14 protein-coding genes are annotated in these 14,594 nt (G+C 59.2%); all 14 read right to left on the bottom strand.

Going from position 1 to position 14,594, the window contains the following annotated elements:
* Positions 1-12: 12 nt before the first annotated feature.
* The 14 genes from carA to uppS all read right to left on the bottom strand — a co-directional run bounded on the left by carA (position 13) and on the right by uppS (position 14,585).
* Entirely contained in the window at positions 13-1,182 is a 1,170-nt protein-coding gene (carA, locus tag G518_RS0130295; protein ID WP_028605668.1) for a glutamine-hydrolyzing carbamoyl-phosphate synthase small subunit, read from the bottom strand.
* Between the two features lie 153 nt (positions 1,183-1,335).
* Positions 1,336-2,331 carry a Bug family tripartite tricarboxylate transporter substrate binding protein gene (locus tag G518_RS0130290; protein ID WP_028605667.1) on the bottom strand — a complete coding sequence of 332 codons (996 nt, stop codon included), beginning with the start codon at positions 2,329-2,331 and terminating at the stop codon, positions 1,336-1,338.
* Positions 2,332-2,418: 87 nt separating this feature from the next.
* Positions 2,419-3,204 (bottom strand): TrmH family RNA methyltransferase, encoded by a 786-nt coding sequence (locus tag G518_RS0130285; RefSeq protein WP_028605666.1) that lies wholly within the window; start codon positions 3,202-3,204, stop codon positions 2,419-2,421.
* A 12-nt stretch (positions 3,205-3,216) separates the two neighbouring features.
* Positions 3,217-3,846 carry a ribonuclease HII gene (gene rnhB / locus G518_RS0130280; protein WP_028605665.1) on the bottom strand — a complete coding sequence of 210 codons (630 nt, stop codon included), beginning with the start codon at positions 3,844-3,846 and terminating at the stop codon, positions 3,217-3,219.
* Positions 3,818-5,026 carry a lipid-A-disaccharide synthase gene (gene lpxB / locus G518_RS0130275; protein WP_028605664.1) on the bottom strand — a complete coding sequence of 403 codons (1,209 nt, stop codon included), beginning with the start codon at positions 5,024-5,026 and terminating at the stop codon, positions 3,818-3,820. Before lpxB ends, rnhB begins: the two co-directional genes overlap by 29 nt.
* Before the next feature lie 43 nt (positions 5,027-5,069).
* Entirely contained in the window at positions 5,070-5,858 is a 789-nt protein-coding gene (gene lpxA / locus G518_RS0130270; protein ID WP_028605663.1) for an acyl-ACP--UDP-N-acetylglucosamine O-acyltransferase, read from the bottom strand.
* A 90-nt stretch (positions 5,859-5,948) separates the two neighbouring features.
* Positions 5,949-6,392 carry a 3-hydroxyacyl-ACP dehydratase FabZ gene (gene fabZ / locus G518_RS0130265; RefSeq protein ID WP_028605662.1) on the bottom strand — a complete coding sequence of 148 codons (444 nt, stop codon included), beginning with the start codon at positions 6,390-6,392 and terminating at the stop codon, positions 5,949-5,951.
* Positions 6,393-6,546: 154 nt separating this feature from the next.
* Positions 6,547-7,527, bottom strand: coding sequence for a UDP-3-O-(3-hydroxymyristoyl)glucosamine N-acyltransferase (gene lpxD / locus G518_RS0130260; protein WP_028605661.1), 981 nt, complete (start codon positions 7,525-7,527; stop codon positions 6,547-6,549).
* 5 nt (positions 7,528-7,532) lie between these two features.
* A complete protein-coding gene (locus G518_RS0130255; protein WP_028605660.1) occupies positions 7,533-8,048 on the bottom strand; it encodes an OmpH/Skp family outer membrane protein in 516 nt (171 codons plus the stop codon).
* Entirely contained in the window at positions 8,048-10,345 is a 2,298-nt protein-coding gene (gene bamA, locus G518_RS0130250; protein ID WP_028605659.1) for an outer membrane protein assembly factor BamA, read from the bottom strand. Before bamA ends, G518_RS0130255 begins: the two co-directional genes overlap by 1 nt.
* A gap of 45 nt (positions 10,346-10,390) precedes the next feature.
* Positions 10,391-11,767 carry an RIP metalloprotease RseP gene (gene rseP / locus G518_RS0130245; RefSeq protein ID WP_028605658.1) on the bottom strand — a complete coding sequence of 459 codons (1,377 nt, stop codon included), beginning with the start codon at positions 11,765-11,767 and terminating at the stop codon, positions 10,391-10,393.
* 21 nt (positions 11,768-11,788) lie between these two features.
* Complete coding sequence (locus G518_RS0130240) at positions 11,789-12,979, bottom strand: 1-deoxy-D-xylulose-5-phosphate reductoisomerase (protein ID WP_028605657.1); 1,191 nt, start codon at positions 12,977-12,979, stop codon at positions 11,789-11,791.
* Positions 12,976-13,836, bottom strand: coding sequence for a phosphatidate cytidylyltransferase (locus tag G518_RS0130235; RefSeq protein WP_028605656.1), 861 nt, complete (start codon positions 13,834-13,836; stop codon positions 12,976-12,978). Before G518_RS0130235 ends, G518_RS0130240 begins: the two co-directional genes overlap by 4 nt.
* An 8-nt stretch (positions 13,837-13,844) precedes the next feature.
* Positions 13,845-14,585, bottom strand: a complete 741-nt coding sequence (gene uppS / locus G518_RS0130230) for a polyprenyl diphosphate synthase (protein ID WP_036596603.1) — start codon at positions 14,583-14,585, stop codon at positions 13,845-13,847.
* Between the last annotated feature and the right edge of the window lie 9 nt (positions 14,586-14,594).

The raw sequence follows: 14,594 nt of genomic DNA, 5'->3' as shown, positions 1-14,594 counted from the left end.
GGTATATGGCCTTCAACCGCGCGCTTTGACCATCAGGTCAGTGAAGCGGTCGAACAGGTAACCGATGTCGCGCGGGCCAGGAGAGGCTTCGGGGTGGCCTTGGAAGCAAAACGCAGGGCGATCTTTGAACGCCAGACCTTGAAGCGTGCCGTCGAACAGGCTGATGTGGGTAGCTTCCAGCGTATCAGGCAAAGAGGCCATATCGACCGCAAAACCATGGTTTTGGCTGGTAATGCTCACGCGGCCATCAGCCAACTCCTTCACGGGGTGGTTGGCACCGTGGTGGCTGTTATCCATCTTGAAGGTCTTGGCACCTGCTGCCAGCGCCATGATCTGGTGGCCCAGGCAGATGCCAAAAGTAGGCATGCCCGAGGCTACGATGGCGCGAGTGGCTTCAATGGCGTAATCGCAAGGCTCAGGGTCACCTGGGCCGTTGGACAAGAAAACACCATCAGGTTTCATGGCCAGCACCTCGGCAGCAGACGTTTGGGCCGGCACCACGGTGATTTGGCAGCCGCGCTCAGCCAGCATGCGCAAGATGTTGAACTTGACGCCGAAATCGTAGGCCACAACCTTGAAGCGTGGAGCATCTTGCTTGCCGTAGCCTCTGCCCAGCACCCATTCGGTCTGGTTCCACTCATATGGTGCGGACGTCGTGACTACCTTGGCGAGGTCCAGCCCGGCCATGGATGGTGCGGCACGAGCGGCCGACAAGGCAGCATCAATGTGAGCCTGCGTGACGGTTTCGCCAACAGCCAAGGCGGAGATGGCTCCGTTTTGGGCACCTTTGGTGCGCAGCAAGCGGGTGAGTTGGCGCGTATCAATGCCGGCAATGGCAATCGTGCCTTCATCCTTGAGGTATTGGCTCAAGGAACGGTCAGCGCGGAAGTTGCTGTGAAGCAGCGGGAGATCTCGCACGATGAGGCCAGCGGCCTGCACCTTGTTCGACTCGACGTCTTCGGGATTGACGCCGTAGTTGCCGATGTGCGGATAGGTCAGCGTAACGATCTGCTGGCAGTAGCTTGGATCGGTAAGGATTTCCTGGTAGCCGGTAAGGGAGGTGTTGAACACCACCTCACCAACAGTGGACCCTGCGGCTCCAATAGACTGACCGATGAATACGCTGCCGTCGGCGAGGGCGAGAATGGCGGGCGGGAATTTCCCCTCGAGTGACGAAAGCACAGGGTTCTCCGGGTAGTTACGGTCGCCTGCGCATGCCGCGCCCGCGTCATGAACGCGGGAACTCTCGGATAGGATTTGATGCCTTGGCTGCGGTCGGCGACGCTGTTTCGAGAAAAGCTCCTGATTATAGCCGCCGGCCGCCGCCAAGAGGCGTCAACCTAGACCTTCAGGCTTAATCTGCGCCCGGGCGATCACTGCGCTCCAGCGCTTTTGCTCAGCTTGGATGAAGGAGTTGAATTCGGCGCTGGTGTTACCCACAGCCAGTGCCGTTTCCTGCGCCAGCTTGTCCTTGACCAGGGTGCTACGCGTAGCCTTGATAGCTTCGGTTTCCAGCTTGGCCAGATGAGCGGGTTGCCATTTTTTCGGGGCCATCAGCCCATACCACTGCGTCATCTCGAAACCGGGATAGCCTTGCTCAGCCACCGTGGGCACATCTGGCATCTGCGGCAGGCGTTGCGCGGTGCCAGTTCCAATGCAGCGCAGTTTTCCAGCTTTGATGAACGACAGCAGCGCTGGCGCTCCTACGGAGGCAGCCTGCAGGCGCCCTGCCATCAAGTCGGTCAACATAGGGCCAGTTCCGCGGTAAGGCACGTGCAACATGAAGGTGTTGCTCACCATCTTCAAATATTCCATGGCCAAATGCCCGGCGCTGCCGTTTCCGGCCGACCCATAATTCAACTGGCCGGGTTTAGCCTTGGCATAAGCGACAAACTCCTTGATGTTTTTCACCGGGAGCTCGGGATTCACCACGTAGAGGCTGGGCACCTTTGAGAACAAGGTGATCGGCGCGAAATCGCGGTTAGTGTCGTACGGCAGCTTGGCAAAAATATAGGGATTTACGGCGAGCGTGCCGATATGGCCGAGGATCATCGTGTGCTCGTCCGTACTGTTTGCCACCTCTTGCATGGCAATGTTCCCAGCAGCGCCAGGTTTGTTATCCACCACCACGTTTTGCCCGATAGTCTTGGCCATTTCGGCGGCAACCGCGCGGGCCACGATTTCTGAACTCCCGCCTGGCGCAAACGGAACGACCAGGCGCAGCGGCCGACTTGGCCAGGCATCTTGCGCTAGCGACCAAGCATGAAGGGACCCTAACCCGGCTGCGCCGGCTTGAAGAAAATGGCGGCGCGCTATGACGTTGGATGGCATGTGAGTCTCCTCTTGATATGGGTATGGGGATCGCACAGACATTATCTACCCCAACCCCGCGCGCATTTCATCGCGCTCGTAGAGAGATCAGGCGCGAGAGACAGCGCTGGCGTGCATGCAAATGGCCGCAGCTGCGGCCACGTTCAGGGATTCTTCACCGCCGGGCTGACCGATGCGTACTGCGCGGGTTGCCCGGGCAGCCAACTCTGCGCTAACCCCCTGCCCTTCATGGCCCATCACCCATGCACAGGGCCAGGGCAAGGTGCCCCGATGCAGGTAATCACCTTCATGAGAGCTGGTCACCAGGAGTGGAACACGAAGTGCCGTCAGATCCTCTGGCGCCAGCCCCTCCAGCAGTTTCAAACCAAAGTGCGCACCCATGCCAGCGCGCAGCACTTTAGGCGACCAGAGAAGGGCCGTTGCCTTTAGAGCCGCTACTTGTTGGAACCCGAACGCCGCGGCACTGCGCAGGATTGATCCCACATTACCCGCATCCTGCACGCGATCAAGGACGATGGTGGGCACGTCCGGCAGTAAGGCCTCTACCACTGGCAAATCCAGAACATAGGCCATCTGAGCAGGCGATTCGAGTCCGCTCACGTGTGCCATCAGCGAGTTGTCGATGACAATATTTTTGCCCGGCGCCCGCAGTCGGTACGGACCCGCGGATAGCCAGCAGGCCTCCGTAAAGACCGCCATAGCAGGAGTCACCCCTCGCTCCAGTGCGGCGCGGCACAAGTGATCACCCTCGATCCACACTCTTGCCTGCTTACGATAGGCGCCGTTGTCCTGCGCCAATCGCTTGAAATCCTTCATCAGAGGGTTGTCGCGCGAGGTGATGCGTGTGGGTTCAGGCAGGTTTTGGTAGGTCATCAATCATTGCCCTCAGATCTGTTCGCCAGCGAGAACCCGCGCCACCGGAGAAAACGAACGTCGGTGGTGAAGGCAGGCCCCATGTGCACGCAGAGCAGCCAGGTGCGCGGCCGTGCCATAGCCCTTGTGCGCAGCGAACCCGTAGACCGGCCAATCCGCATCCACTTGCACACACCAGCGATCGCGGTAAACCTTGGCAAGTATGGAGGCAGCGGAAATCTCTGCCACGAGGGCATCTCCGCCAACCACCGCCTCGGCCAGCACGGGGAGTTTTGGCAATTGATTGCCATCAATCAGCACCTTCACTGGCGGCAGACGCAGGCCTTCTACGGCGCGCCGCATGGCCAGCAACGTGGCCTGCAAGATATTGAGACTATCGATTTCCTCCACGCTTGCCTGAGCTATGGAGCAGCACAGCGCCTTGGCATGAATTTCGTCGTGAAGCAATTCACGGCGCTTCGCACTGAGCTGCTTCGAATCGGCCAGCCCCAGGATGGGCCGAAGGGGATTGAGGATTACGGCTGCAGCGACCACTGGCCCGGCCAAAGGGCCGCGTCCGGCCTCGTCCACCCCGGCAACCAGCCCTGGAGTGTCCCAGGCGAGGGCGCGCTGCTCAGCGTGCAAGAAGCGTTTCGACGGCATCTGTGGCCAAACGAGCGGTGTCTCGTTGCAGTTCGAGGTGCAGCGCAGTAAAGCGCTGTTCGATGGCGAGAATTTTCTCAGGTGCCACCAACCATTGCAGTATCTCTGCCGCCAGTGCCTGCGGCGTGGCCGCGTCTTGCACCAGTTCAGGCACGACGAATGGGGCGTCGCGGCGATCAGCAAAAACATGCGCCGGCACTTGCGCAGGCCGCTGGAGCCATTCGCGCGGAGCGCACAGCACGTTGGGCAACCCAATCCATGGCAACTGACGCTTTTTACGCATCATGCGATAGCTGATACCCGGCATGGCATAAGCAATGACCATGGGCCGTTTGAATAGCGCAGCTTCCAGCGTGGCGGTGCCACTGGCGATCAGCGTTGCATCACACGCCGCGAGCACGGCATGCGACTGGCCTCGCACAACCCGCAAAGCGGATCCCAATCCACTGGCTTGCGCCGCCCGCTCGATGTCTTTCACCAAATGAGGAACTGCGGGCAGGACGAACTTTGCCGTGGGCCGCTCCTGCCTGATCAACGCAGCGGCACCCAGGAATCTGGGTAGCAAATGTTTGATTTCAGCCGCGCGGCTCCCAGGCAGCAACGCGATGACTGGGTCGTTTTCCGATAGGCTCAACTCTCGCCGCGCCGCGAGCCGATCTGGCACCAAGGGAATCACGCTCGCCAAGGGATGGCCTACATAAGTCGCGTCAATACCGTGGACGGCAAGCAGTTCTGGTTCGAACGGGAATAAGCACAGAACGTGATCAGCACCCGCCTTCAGCTTGAGCAATTTCTCTGGACGCCAGGCCCAGAACGACGGGCTGATGAAATGCAAAGTCTTCAAGCCCGCGCTCTTGAGGCTTGTTTCCAGGGAAAAGTTGAAATCCGGCGCGTCAACGCCTATGAAGAGGTCTGGCCGCTCATCAAGCAGTCGGTGGGTCAATTGGCGACGGATCCGGAGCAATTCGGGTAAGCGCGGCAACACTTCCAAATAACCCCGCACTGAAAGCTTCTCAACGGGCCACCAAGCCTCGAAGCCTTGCGCGGCCATGTGCGCACCGCCAATGCCACTGGCGCGTAAGTCGGGCCAGCGCTTGCGCAAGCTTTTCAATAGCAAACCAGCCAGCAGGTCACCAGATGGCTCACCGGCCACCATGGAGATCGTTGGTGATGCACTCATTTATGTCTAACCCAGGTCCGGCCTATTGCGGCCTTTTGTCAAATCAACGAACGATTCCGCGAGAAGCGTTGGTCAAAAAATCCTGCATCAAAGCGATATCCGCATCTGCATCTGCCAATTCACCGCGCAGCGCATCGATTTGCTGGCGAGCCGCTTCCAGTGTCAAACCCTTGCGATAGAGCAAGCGGTGCATCTGCTTGATCAGGGTGATGCGCTCCGCAGAATAACCACGGCGCTTGAGCCCCTCCGCATTGATGCTTTGCGCTTCGGCGGGATTGCCTGCCGCCGTGACGAAAGGAGGTAGATCCTGTGACAGCCGGGTTTGAAAACCCGTCATGGCATGGGCACCCACGCGCACAAACTGGTGAATGCCCGTTAAACCACCGACGAACACCCAATCGTCCAGATGCACATGTCCGCCCAGCGTCGCCGCGTTGGCCATGATGATATGGTTACCCAGATGGCAATCGTGTGCAATGTGCACGTAGGCCATGATCCAGTTGTCGTCGCCCAGACGGGTCACTCCCGTGTCTTGCACGGTACCCGTGTTGATGGTGACGAACTCGCGAATGGTATTGCCATCGCCGATTTCCAGCCGCGTGGGTTCGCCGCGGTATTTTTTATCCTGCGGGGCAGCGCCAATACTGGCGAACTGGAAAATCTGGTTACCTTGACCCAGCGTGGTGTGTCCTTCGATGACGCAGTGGGGGCCAATCGTGGTACCCGCACCGATGCGTACGTTCGGGCCGATGATGCTGTAGGCACCTACGGCCACACTCTCATGGAGATCTGCCTGGGGATCGATCAGGGCGGTGGGATGGATCTGCTGCATATCAATCAGTACGATGTGCCACCACTCACTCGGCGAAGAGCCAACCGCCCTTAGCCATCCCCCGAGGCGGGGATGACGACACGAGAGCGGTCATTTGACCTTTCTCATGGTGCACATGAGCGTTGCTTCGCAAGCCATGCCTTCTCCTACGGTGGCTTTGCAATTGAATTTGTAGATGCCAGCGCGCACACGATCGAGGGCCGCGTGCAAAACAAGTTGATCACCAGGCTCCACAGGGCGCTTGAAACGCGCGCCATCGATCCCTACGAAGTAGAAAACGGTGTCGTCGTCGAGCGTGATCCCTTCAGTCTGGAAGGAAAGCAGAGCCGAAGCTTGCGCCAGGGCTTCAAGGATCAGGACGCCAGGCATGACGGGTCTTTTCGGAAAATGTCCTCCGAAGAAGGGTTCATTGACCGTCACGTTTTTAAGCGCACGCAGCGTCTTTGCCTGCAGATCTACATCGAGTACTCGATCGACCAGAAGGAAAGGGTAGCGGTGCGGCAGTTTGGTAAGGATCTGATGGATATCCAACATACCCGTTGCTTCGATAGGGTTAGCCATTGGGGAGGGATTGTACAGACGCCCGCAGTGCACAAGCCATGCCCCAGCCCATGAGCGCGTGTTGACGATCATCCCGAGGTCTACCCTCGCAAAGACACCAGGACGTGTTCACGCCCTAGCCTGGACCTTAGCGATCTTTGGGGAACAGGGCCTCGAGACGTTTGAGCCGTTCACGCAGGCTGTGAATATTCTTGAGTGTGGCGGCGTTCTTTTCCCAGGCCGCGTTCTCGTCAATCGGGAAGAAGCCGGTGTAGTGCCCAGGCTTGAGGATGGAGCGGGTGACGATTGAGGCCGAAGATATGTGCACGTTATCGGCGATGGTGAGGTGCCCGAGAATCATGCCAGCCCCCCCCACTGTGCAGTGCGCACCAATTCGCGCGCTACCGGCTACGCCCACGCAACCGGCCATCGCAGTGTGCTTGCCAATGTGTGTGTTGTGCCCGATCTGAATCAGGTTGTCGAGCTTGACGCCGTCTTCGATCACAGTGTCATCCAAGGCGCCACGATCTATGCAGGTGTTGGCGCCAATTTCCACGTCGTCGCCTATCCGAACGGCCCCGAGCTGCTCAATCTTGATCCACGCACCCTCATGGTGGGCGAAACCGAACCCATCACCACCGATGACGGCCCCGCTCTGGATCAGGCAGCGCTCGCCAATCACGCAGTCTTCGGCCAATGTGACGCGTTCCTTCAACACCGTGTTGGCGCCGATTCGCGCGCCGCGTCCGATAAAGCAGAGCGCACCCACGCTCGCACTGGCGTCAATCCAAGCGCCCTCTTCGACTACGGCGCTCGGGTGAACACCCGGAGAAGGAACACGGCCACTCACCTTCTTCCACAACTGGGTAATCCGTGCGAAGTAAAGATGAGGATCTGAGGTGACGATACAGTCGCCACGCTGTTTGGCTTCTTCGGCTTGCGCAGGTGCGACCACCACGCAGCCGGCGCGGGTCTTGGTCAGCAGGTGCGCAAGCTTCGGATTAACCAGATAGCTGAGCTCGCTGGCTTCCGCATTTTCCAGCGGGGCTAGACGCGTGACGATGCGCTCTGAGTCACCAAACAGCTCTCCGCCGAGGGCTTCGACGATGGCGCCGACTCTCAAACTCACCAGGCTCACTTGGCGCTGTTCAGCGCCTTGATCACCTTATCGGTGATGTCCAGACGGGGGTTGATATACACCGCTTCCTGGAGGATAACGTCGTACTTCTCGGCTTCCGCAACCTGCCGCACCACGCGATTGGCGCGGTCCAGCACTTGTTGAAGCTCTTCACTCTTACGTGAATTCAGATCTTCCTGGAATTCGCGACGACGCCGCTGAAACTCGCGGTCTTGATCCACCAACTGACGCTGACGCGTTTGACGCTGGGTATCGTTCAGTGTGGGTGACTCACGCTCGAAACGATCGGAGGCGGTTTTCAGGGCCGCACCAGCCGTATCAAGCTCTTTTTCCCGGCGAGAGAACTCCTGCTCCAGCTTGGTTTGCGCCGCTTTGGCGGGAGTAGCCTCACGCAGCATGCGGTCCGTGTTCACGAACCCGATGCGCACGTTCTCCTGGGCCATGGCCGGGTGCGCCATCAAAGCGGCGCAGGCCATCGCCGCAACTGTCACGCAACGGAATGTCAACTTCATCAAAACGAGGTCCCGATCTGGAATTGCAATTTTTGGATTCTATCGCCCGGCTGTTTGCGAATTGGCACGGCAAAAGCAAAACGCAGCGGCCCGAGTGGAGATATCCAGCTAAAGCCGATGCCGGTGGAAGCGCGCAATCCAGATGCGCTCAGCTTCTCACCCTCACCATACAAGCCGCCGATATCGACGAAACCAAACAGCCGAAGGGTTCGGTCATTACCTACGCCAGGGAAAGGCGTGATGAACTCCGTATTGAGAGTCACCTTGCGCGTTCCGCCGATGAAGGCGCCGGTCACGTCGCGCGGACCCAGCGTGGATTGCTCGTACCCACGAACGGAGCCAAGGCCGCCGGAATAGAAATTCTTGAACACCGGGAATGGCCTGCCGCTCAAGCCCTTGCCCCAGCCCACTTCGCCGTTAAATGCCAAGGTATAGCGCTTGGAGAGCGGAATGTATTGTTGATACTGATAGTTGGCCTTGAAGTAACGCGCGTCACCCAGCAGACCCAACTCTCCTAACAAGCGCTGATAGCGGCCAGCGTTAGGCGCCAGTGCGCTGTCACGTGAATCGCGCGACCAGCCCAAGGTAAAGGGGAAAGACGTGCTCGAGTAGCCAAAGCGCTCCGCGTAGGCCAGGTAAGCAGCCGGAATGTTGGTGCCGGGATTAATCCGCGTGCGCTCAGCGTTGATGCCCACGTAGAGGGTATCCAGCTCGGTCAACGGCACGCCAAATTTCAAGCCACCACCCATAGTGATCAGCGTGTAATTTCCGCCCTGATCTTGATAGGGCTTCTGGCTCTTGTAGAACAGATCCACCGTGCGGGAGATGCCGTTGGCCGTGAAGTAGGGATCCGTTGCGCTCACCACGGCCGTGCGGTTGTATTTGCCGGTATTGAGCTGCAGATCCAGCCGGTTGCCGGAGCCGAACAGGTTGTCTTGCGTGAGACCGAAGGTCAACGATACTTTTTCAGCGGACGAGTAGCCCGCGCCAACGGAAATACTGCCCGTGGGTTTTTCCTTCAGCTCAACGGTCAGATCCACCTGATCTGGAGCGCCTGGCACCTCGGCGGAGGTAATGGAAAGCTCGGTGAAGTAGCCCAGACGGTCGACTCGGTCACGGGAGAGCTTGATCTTCTCTGCGTCATACCAGGAAGATTCGAATTGACGAAATTCGCGCCGGACCACTTCGTCGCGGGTCTTGGCATTGCCCTGAATATTGATACGCCGCACATAGGCCCTGCGGGAAGGATCAGCCTGCAGCACGATGGCCACCCGATTGTTCGCACGGTCCACCTCCGGACGAGGTTCTACGCTAGCGAACGCAAAGCCGTAGTTTCCGAAGTGATCAGTAAATGCCTTGACGGTTTGCGCCACTTGGTCGGCGTTGTAAGCCTCCCCTGGCTTGATGGTGATGAGCGACTTGAACTCATCTTCTTTTTCCAGGTAATTTCCACCCAGTGAGATACCGGAGACGACAAACCGATCACCCTCGGTGATGTTCACGGTGATGGAGATGGACTCCTTGTCAGGCGACATGGCCACCTGGGTGGAGTCAATACTGAAATCAAGATAGCCACGTGCAAGGTAGTAGGAGCGCAAAGCCTCCAGATCAGCGTTCAGCTTGGCGCGTGAATACTGATCGCTCTTGCTGTACCAGCTCATCCAGCCACCGGTGTCCAGATCGAACAAATCCTTGAGGGTGCCCGTGGAGAACGCCTTGTTGCCGACGATGTCGATATCTTTAATGCGTGCCGTACGCCCTTCGGTGACGTTGAACGTCAGATTGACCTGATTGCGCTCGGTTGGCGTCACCGTGGTGACGATTTCTGCACCGTAGAGGCTGCGGTTGATGTATTGGCGCTTGAGCTCTTGCTCAGCACGATCGGCCAGCGCCTTATCGTAGGGGCGTCCGGCAGCGAGGCCGGCATCGCGCAGGGCGCCCTGCAGAATTTCCTTGCTGAATTCCTTGTTTCCCGCGAACTCTACGGAAGCGACGGTCGGGCGCTCTTGCACAATCACGACCAGAACGTTGCCATTGACCTCAAGCCGAACATCGGTAAAAAGGCCCAGGGCAAACAGCGAACGGATCGCCGAAGTGCCCTTGTCATCGTTGTAAGTTTCGCCTACGCGCACGGGCATAGATGCGAAAACGGTGCCGGGTTCGACGCGCTGAAGCCCTTCGACCCGGATATCTGCGACGGTGAACGGATCAACCGCCCAAGCCATTTGTGCGGCAAAGGCTAGCGAAACGAACGAGGCCACGGTGCGCAAGCGTAAATGGTGAGCTAGTAACTTCATGAGCAAGTGTATTGGAGCCGGGTTCAGAACAGACCGGGAAAAGAATCAGCCTAGGCGGTTGGCGACATCGTTGTACATCGCGATCGCCATCATGGATAGCAGCAAAAACATACCCACGTATTGAAGGCGATCGAGCCAGACACCGGAAACGGGCTTGCCCGTGACCATCTCCCAAAGATAATACATCAGGTGTCCGCCGTCGAGGACAGGAATAGGCAACAGGTTGAGTACACCCAGGCTGACGCTGATGAAAGCGAGAAAGGCTAGATAGTAAGTCAAACCTAAACTGGCCGATTTACCGGCGTAGTCGGCAATGGCGATGGGCCCGCTCAGGTTCTTGAGAGAAAGCTCTCCCGTCACCATCCGGCCAAGCAGCCGAAGGGATAGCGCGGAGACCTCCCAAACTCGCGAAACACCCGCCCACAAGCCATCCAGGGGGCCAAGCCGCACCAAGGTCATATCCGGCGCGCCCCCCACGTAGGCACCTATGCGGCCAATTCGCTGCCCGCCCTCTTCCTTGAGCTCTGGCTGCACTTCTATTGAAAGCTCTCGGCCGGCCCGCTCAATTTGCCACACCGTGGCAGGCGGCGGGCCATCCTTGGCGGAGGCGCGGATCAACTCGCGCAATTGCTGACCATCTGCGATGACGGTGTTGCCGATCTTGCGCACTAGATCACGTGGCTGCAAGCCCGCCCGACGCGCAGCGCCGGTATCAGACAACTCGCCAATCTCCGGCCGGGTAAGGGGCGAAGTGATCCCAATACTGCGGAATAACCGTGCGTCAACCTCGTTCACATCCAGCCCGGAGAGGGGCAAGAGCAATTCGCGACCACGCCCTTCTTCGCTCTGCGCGACCTCCAGCATGACATCACGGCGGTCGAGAGCGCCGCGAGTCAAAATCCATCGCAGGCTTTCAAACGAGGCCATGGGCTCTAGCTCATCACCGGCCAATGCCGCACGGCGCACCAGTTCCCCGCCACTTAAGCCCGCGCGCTCTGCGATCGAACCCGCCACAGGAGGAGCCAACACAGCCCTCGGTTCATCCACACCGATCCAATTCACGAGCGCATAGAGCAGCGCCGCCAGGACCAGATTGGCCACGGGCCCCGCGGCCACAATCAGGGCGCGAGATCGCAGGGGCTGGGTGTTGAACGCTAAATGTCGGTCCTCGGGGTCCACCGGCGCTTCGCGCTCATCGAGCATCTTCACATAGCCACCGAGAGGAAGTGCGCCAAGAACGAACTCGGTATCCTGGCCCGGCCGTTGGTTCTTGGGACGCCAACGCGCCAGGGGGCGGCCAAAGCCTACCGAGAAACGCAGCACCTTGACGCCGCAAGCCACCGCCATGCGGTAGTGGCCCCACTCGTGCACGGCAATCAGCACTCCAAGCGCGACGAAAAAGGCAATCAAAGTTAGCAACATGGATGAAACCTCAGCATTCAATCAGCGCGTACGGCGACGAACTTCGGCTTCAGCAGCGCGCCGCGCCGCTGCATCCAACCCAAGCAGATCCGTCAGGGATGCCAAAGCGGTTGGTACGACATCAGCCAGTGTGGATGCATTGACCGCATGGATGTCGGCAAATCCTATCCGCCGCTCCAGAAACGCGGCCACAGCAATCTCGTTGGCTGCGTTCAGCACGGCGGTCGTGCCTTCCGGTGCTTGCAGAGCGTCCCAGGACAGAAAAAGACCTGGAAATTGCTCGCGGCTGGGAGCTTCGAAATGCAAGCCCGCGAGTCGGGAAAAATCCAGCCGCGCCGCACCGCTTTCGATCCGTTCCGGCCAGGAAAGTCCGTAAGCGATGGGCACGCGCATGTCCGGGGTGCCCAACTGCGCCAACACCGAGGCGTCAGTGAATTCGACCATCGAGTGAATGATCTGCTGCGGATGGACCACCACTTCGATCTGCTCAGGCGCGAGATCAAACAACCACCGAGCTTCAATCACCTCAAGCGCCTTGTTCATCATGGTGGCTGAATCGACCGAGATTTTCCTGCCCATCGCAAAATTTGGATGCGCACAGGCTTGCTCTGGCGTCACACTTGCAAGCTCGGACAAGGGCAGTTGCCGAAAAGGCCCACCCGAAGAGGTGAGATGAATGCGGTCGATGCGGGCAGACCATGTAGCAGGGTCTTCCGGCAGGCATTGGAAGATCGCGGAATGTTCGCTATCTATCGGCAGCAACGTGGCGCCGCCGTCACGCACAGCGTGCATGAACAACTGGCCCCCCACCACCAAGGCTTCCTTGTTGGCGAGCAGCAAGCGCTTACCCGCACGTGCGGCAGCAAGACACGGAGCCAAGCCGGCAGCACCGACGATGGCCGCCATGACGGTATCAATGTTTTCGTCGCTAGCGATGCTTTCTATGGCAGCCGGACCTGCTGCCACCACAGTAGGTAAACCGCTTTGCTTGATTTTTTCTGCCAAGGCACGGCCATGCTCTTCGCTCGCCATGATCGCAATACGGGGCTTGAAGCGCGCCACCTGCGCCAGCATGACGTCAACCTGGGTCGCTGCGGTGAGCGCCGCCACTTCGAACCTTTCCGGATGGCGGGCAATGACGTCCAGGGTATTGGTGCCTATGGATCCGGTGGATCCCAAAATAGCAACGCGCTGCTTCTGACCTGTCTTCACGCCAAACCCTTACCCACGGAAACCAACATCATGGCAAGCGGAAGCACCGGTAAAAGCGCGTCTATGCGATCGAGCACGCCGCCATGGCCCGGCAGCAACCCGCTTGAGTCTTTCGCTCCCGCACTGCGCTTAACCAGCGACTCAACCAAATCACCCACCACACTCATGGCGGACAAAAACAAGCAGCCTGCGAGCAGGAACCATCCGCCGCGCTCCAAAAGACGGGTGTACAGGCTGGGGACTTCGATCGAATAAGCACGATCGATCCAAACCCACACCAGCGCCACCAGCAACACGCCCAGCATGCCTCCCCATACACCTTCCCAGCTCTTGCCTGGACTGATGGAGGGTGCCAGCTTGTAGCGCGTAATTTTCCCGCCCATTCCGCGGCCAAAAAAGTACGCGAACACGTCTGCGGCCCAAACCAGAGTGAGAATGGACAGCAGGAAATTGACCCCAATGATGCGCGCCTGGGCCAGAGCCAACCATGCTGTGCAAAGCACCGCAATACCGCCAAACCAGCGCAGGCCGCGTCCCAGCTTAGACCAGCCGGGAACGCCTCTTTGAATAAGCCAGGCGCCGCCCGGAACACCCATCGCCGTAGCCGCCAGCCACAAGAGCGGCACGGGTTGCTCCAGAGCGCCACCCCACCACAGTGCTCCGCAAATGACAGCACACAGCGCGCCAGTAGCCAGAGCCGTGATGCCTCTCCAGCCAATCAGGCGCGACCACTCCCATGCAGCAGCGGCGATCAGCACCAGGGACAAAGCGACGAAAGGCGCAGGAGATTGAGCAAACAGGGCCGGCAGGAGGATTGCCAGCAGGATCAGGGCCGTAATGATGCGTTGCTTGAGCATGCGTAAGCTCAGGCAAGCGCCTGGGAGCGGTTAGGAGCCACCTGCGCGGAAGTTTTTCCAAAGCGCCGTTCACGCTGAGCAAACGCCATCAGCGCATCATCAAGCGCAGCCTCGTCAAACTCAGGCCAGAGGTGATCGCTGAAGAACAACTCACTGTAGGCACACTGCCACAGCAGAAAATTACTGATTCGCTGCTCTCCACCGGTGCGGATCAGCAAATCGGGATCCGGCACATGCGCCAGCGCCATGGCACGGCCGAGCGATTCTTCGGTCATCGGCTCGCCCGCCTCAGCCACACGTGCGGCGGCCTGAGCGATATCCCAGCGCCCACCATAGTTGAAACACACGTTAAGCACCATGCCCGAATTGTCCGCTGTCTCGGCCTCTCCAGCCGTTAGCCCAGCGCGCACGCGATCCGATAGCCCGGTTCGGCTGCCGACAAAGTGCAGGCGAATACCGGCACTCTTGAGCTCCGGTACTTCCCGCGTTAGCGCAGTGGCGAGCAAATCCATCAGCCCGCTCACCTCATCGGAAGGACGGTTCCAGTTTTCGGACGAGAAGGCGAACACCGTGAGCACCTTCACACCACGCTCCGCACAGGCGCGAATGCACCGGCGTAGCGATTCCACCCCTTGTCGATGCCCAGCGACTCTCGGCAGAAGGCGACGGTGCGCCCAACGCCCATTCCCATCCATCACGATGGCAACGTGGTGCGGCACGGATGGAAGTTGCGGGCGAGATTTTTTCATGCGGGAGAG

This window comes from Ottowia thiooxydans DSM 14619 (assembly GCF_000422885.1).
GTDB lineage: Bacteria > Pseudomonadota > Gammaproteobacteria > Burkholderiales > Burkholderiaceae_C > Ottowia > Ottowia thiooxydans.
This window is presented reverse-complemented; position numbering and strand designations above follow the sequence as displayed.

What these genes read in the sequence shown, in the direction of transcription:
- G518_RS0130290 (WP_028605667.1), bottom strand. Translation starts at nt 2,331, where the DNA reads ATGCCATCCAACGTCATAGCGCGCCGCCATTTTCTTCAAGCCGGCGCA.
- G518_RS0130285 (WP_028605666.1), bottom strand. Translation starts at nt 3,204, where the DNA reads ATGACCTACCAAAACCTGCCTGAACCCACACGCATCACCTCGCGCGAC.
- rnhB (WP_028605665.1), bottom strand. Translation starts at nt 3,846, where the DNA reads ATGCCGTCGAAACGCTTCTTGCACGCTGAGCAGCGCGCCCTCGCCTGG.
- lpxB (WP_028605664.1), bottom strand. Translation starts at nt 5,026, where the DNA reads ATGAGTGCATCACCAACGATCTCCATGGTGGCCGGTGAGCCATCTGGT.
- lpxA (WP_028605663.1), bottom strand. Translation starts at nt 5,858, where the DNA reads ATGCAGCAGATCCATCCCACCGCCCTGATCGATCCCCAGGCAGATCTC.
- fabZ (WP_028605662.1), bottom strand. Translation starts at nt 6,392, where the DNA reads ATGTTGGATATCCATCAGATCCTTACCAAACTGCCGCACCGCTACCCT.
- G518_RS0130255 (WP_028605660.1), bottom strand. Translation starts at nt 8,048, where the DNA reads ATGAAGTTGACATTCCGTTGCGTGACAGTTGCGGCGATGGCCTGCGCC.
- bamA (WP_028605659.1), bottom strand. Translation starts at nt 10,345, where the DNA reads ATGAAGTTACTAGCTCACCATTTACGCTTGCGCACCGTGGCCTCGTTC.
- rseP (WP_028605658.1), bottom strand. Translation starts at nt 11,767, where the DNA reads ATGTTGCTAACTTTGATTGCCTTTTTCGTCGCGCTTGGAGTGCTGATT.
- G518_RS0130235 (WP_028605656.1), bottom strand. Translation starts at nt 13,836, where the DNA reads ATGCTCAAGCAACGCATCATTACGGCCCTGATCCTGCTGGCAATCCTC.
- uppS (WP_036596603.1), bottom strand. Translation starts at nt 14,585, where the DNA reads ATGAAAAAATCTCGCCCGCAACTTCCATCCGTGCCGCACCACGTTGCC.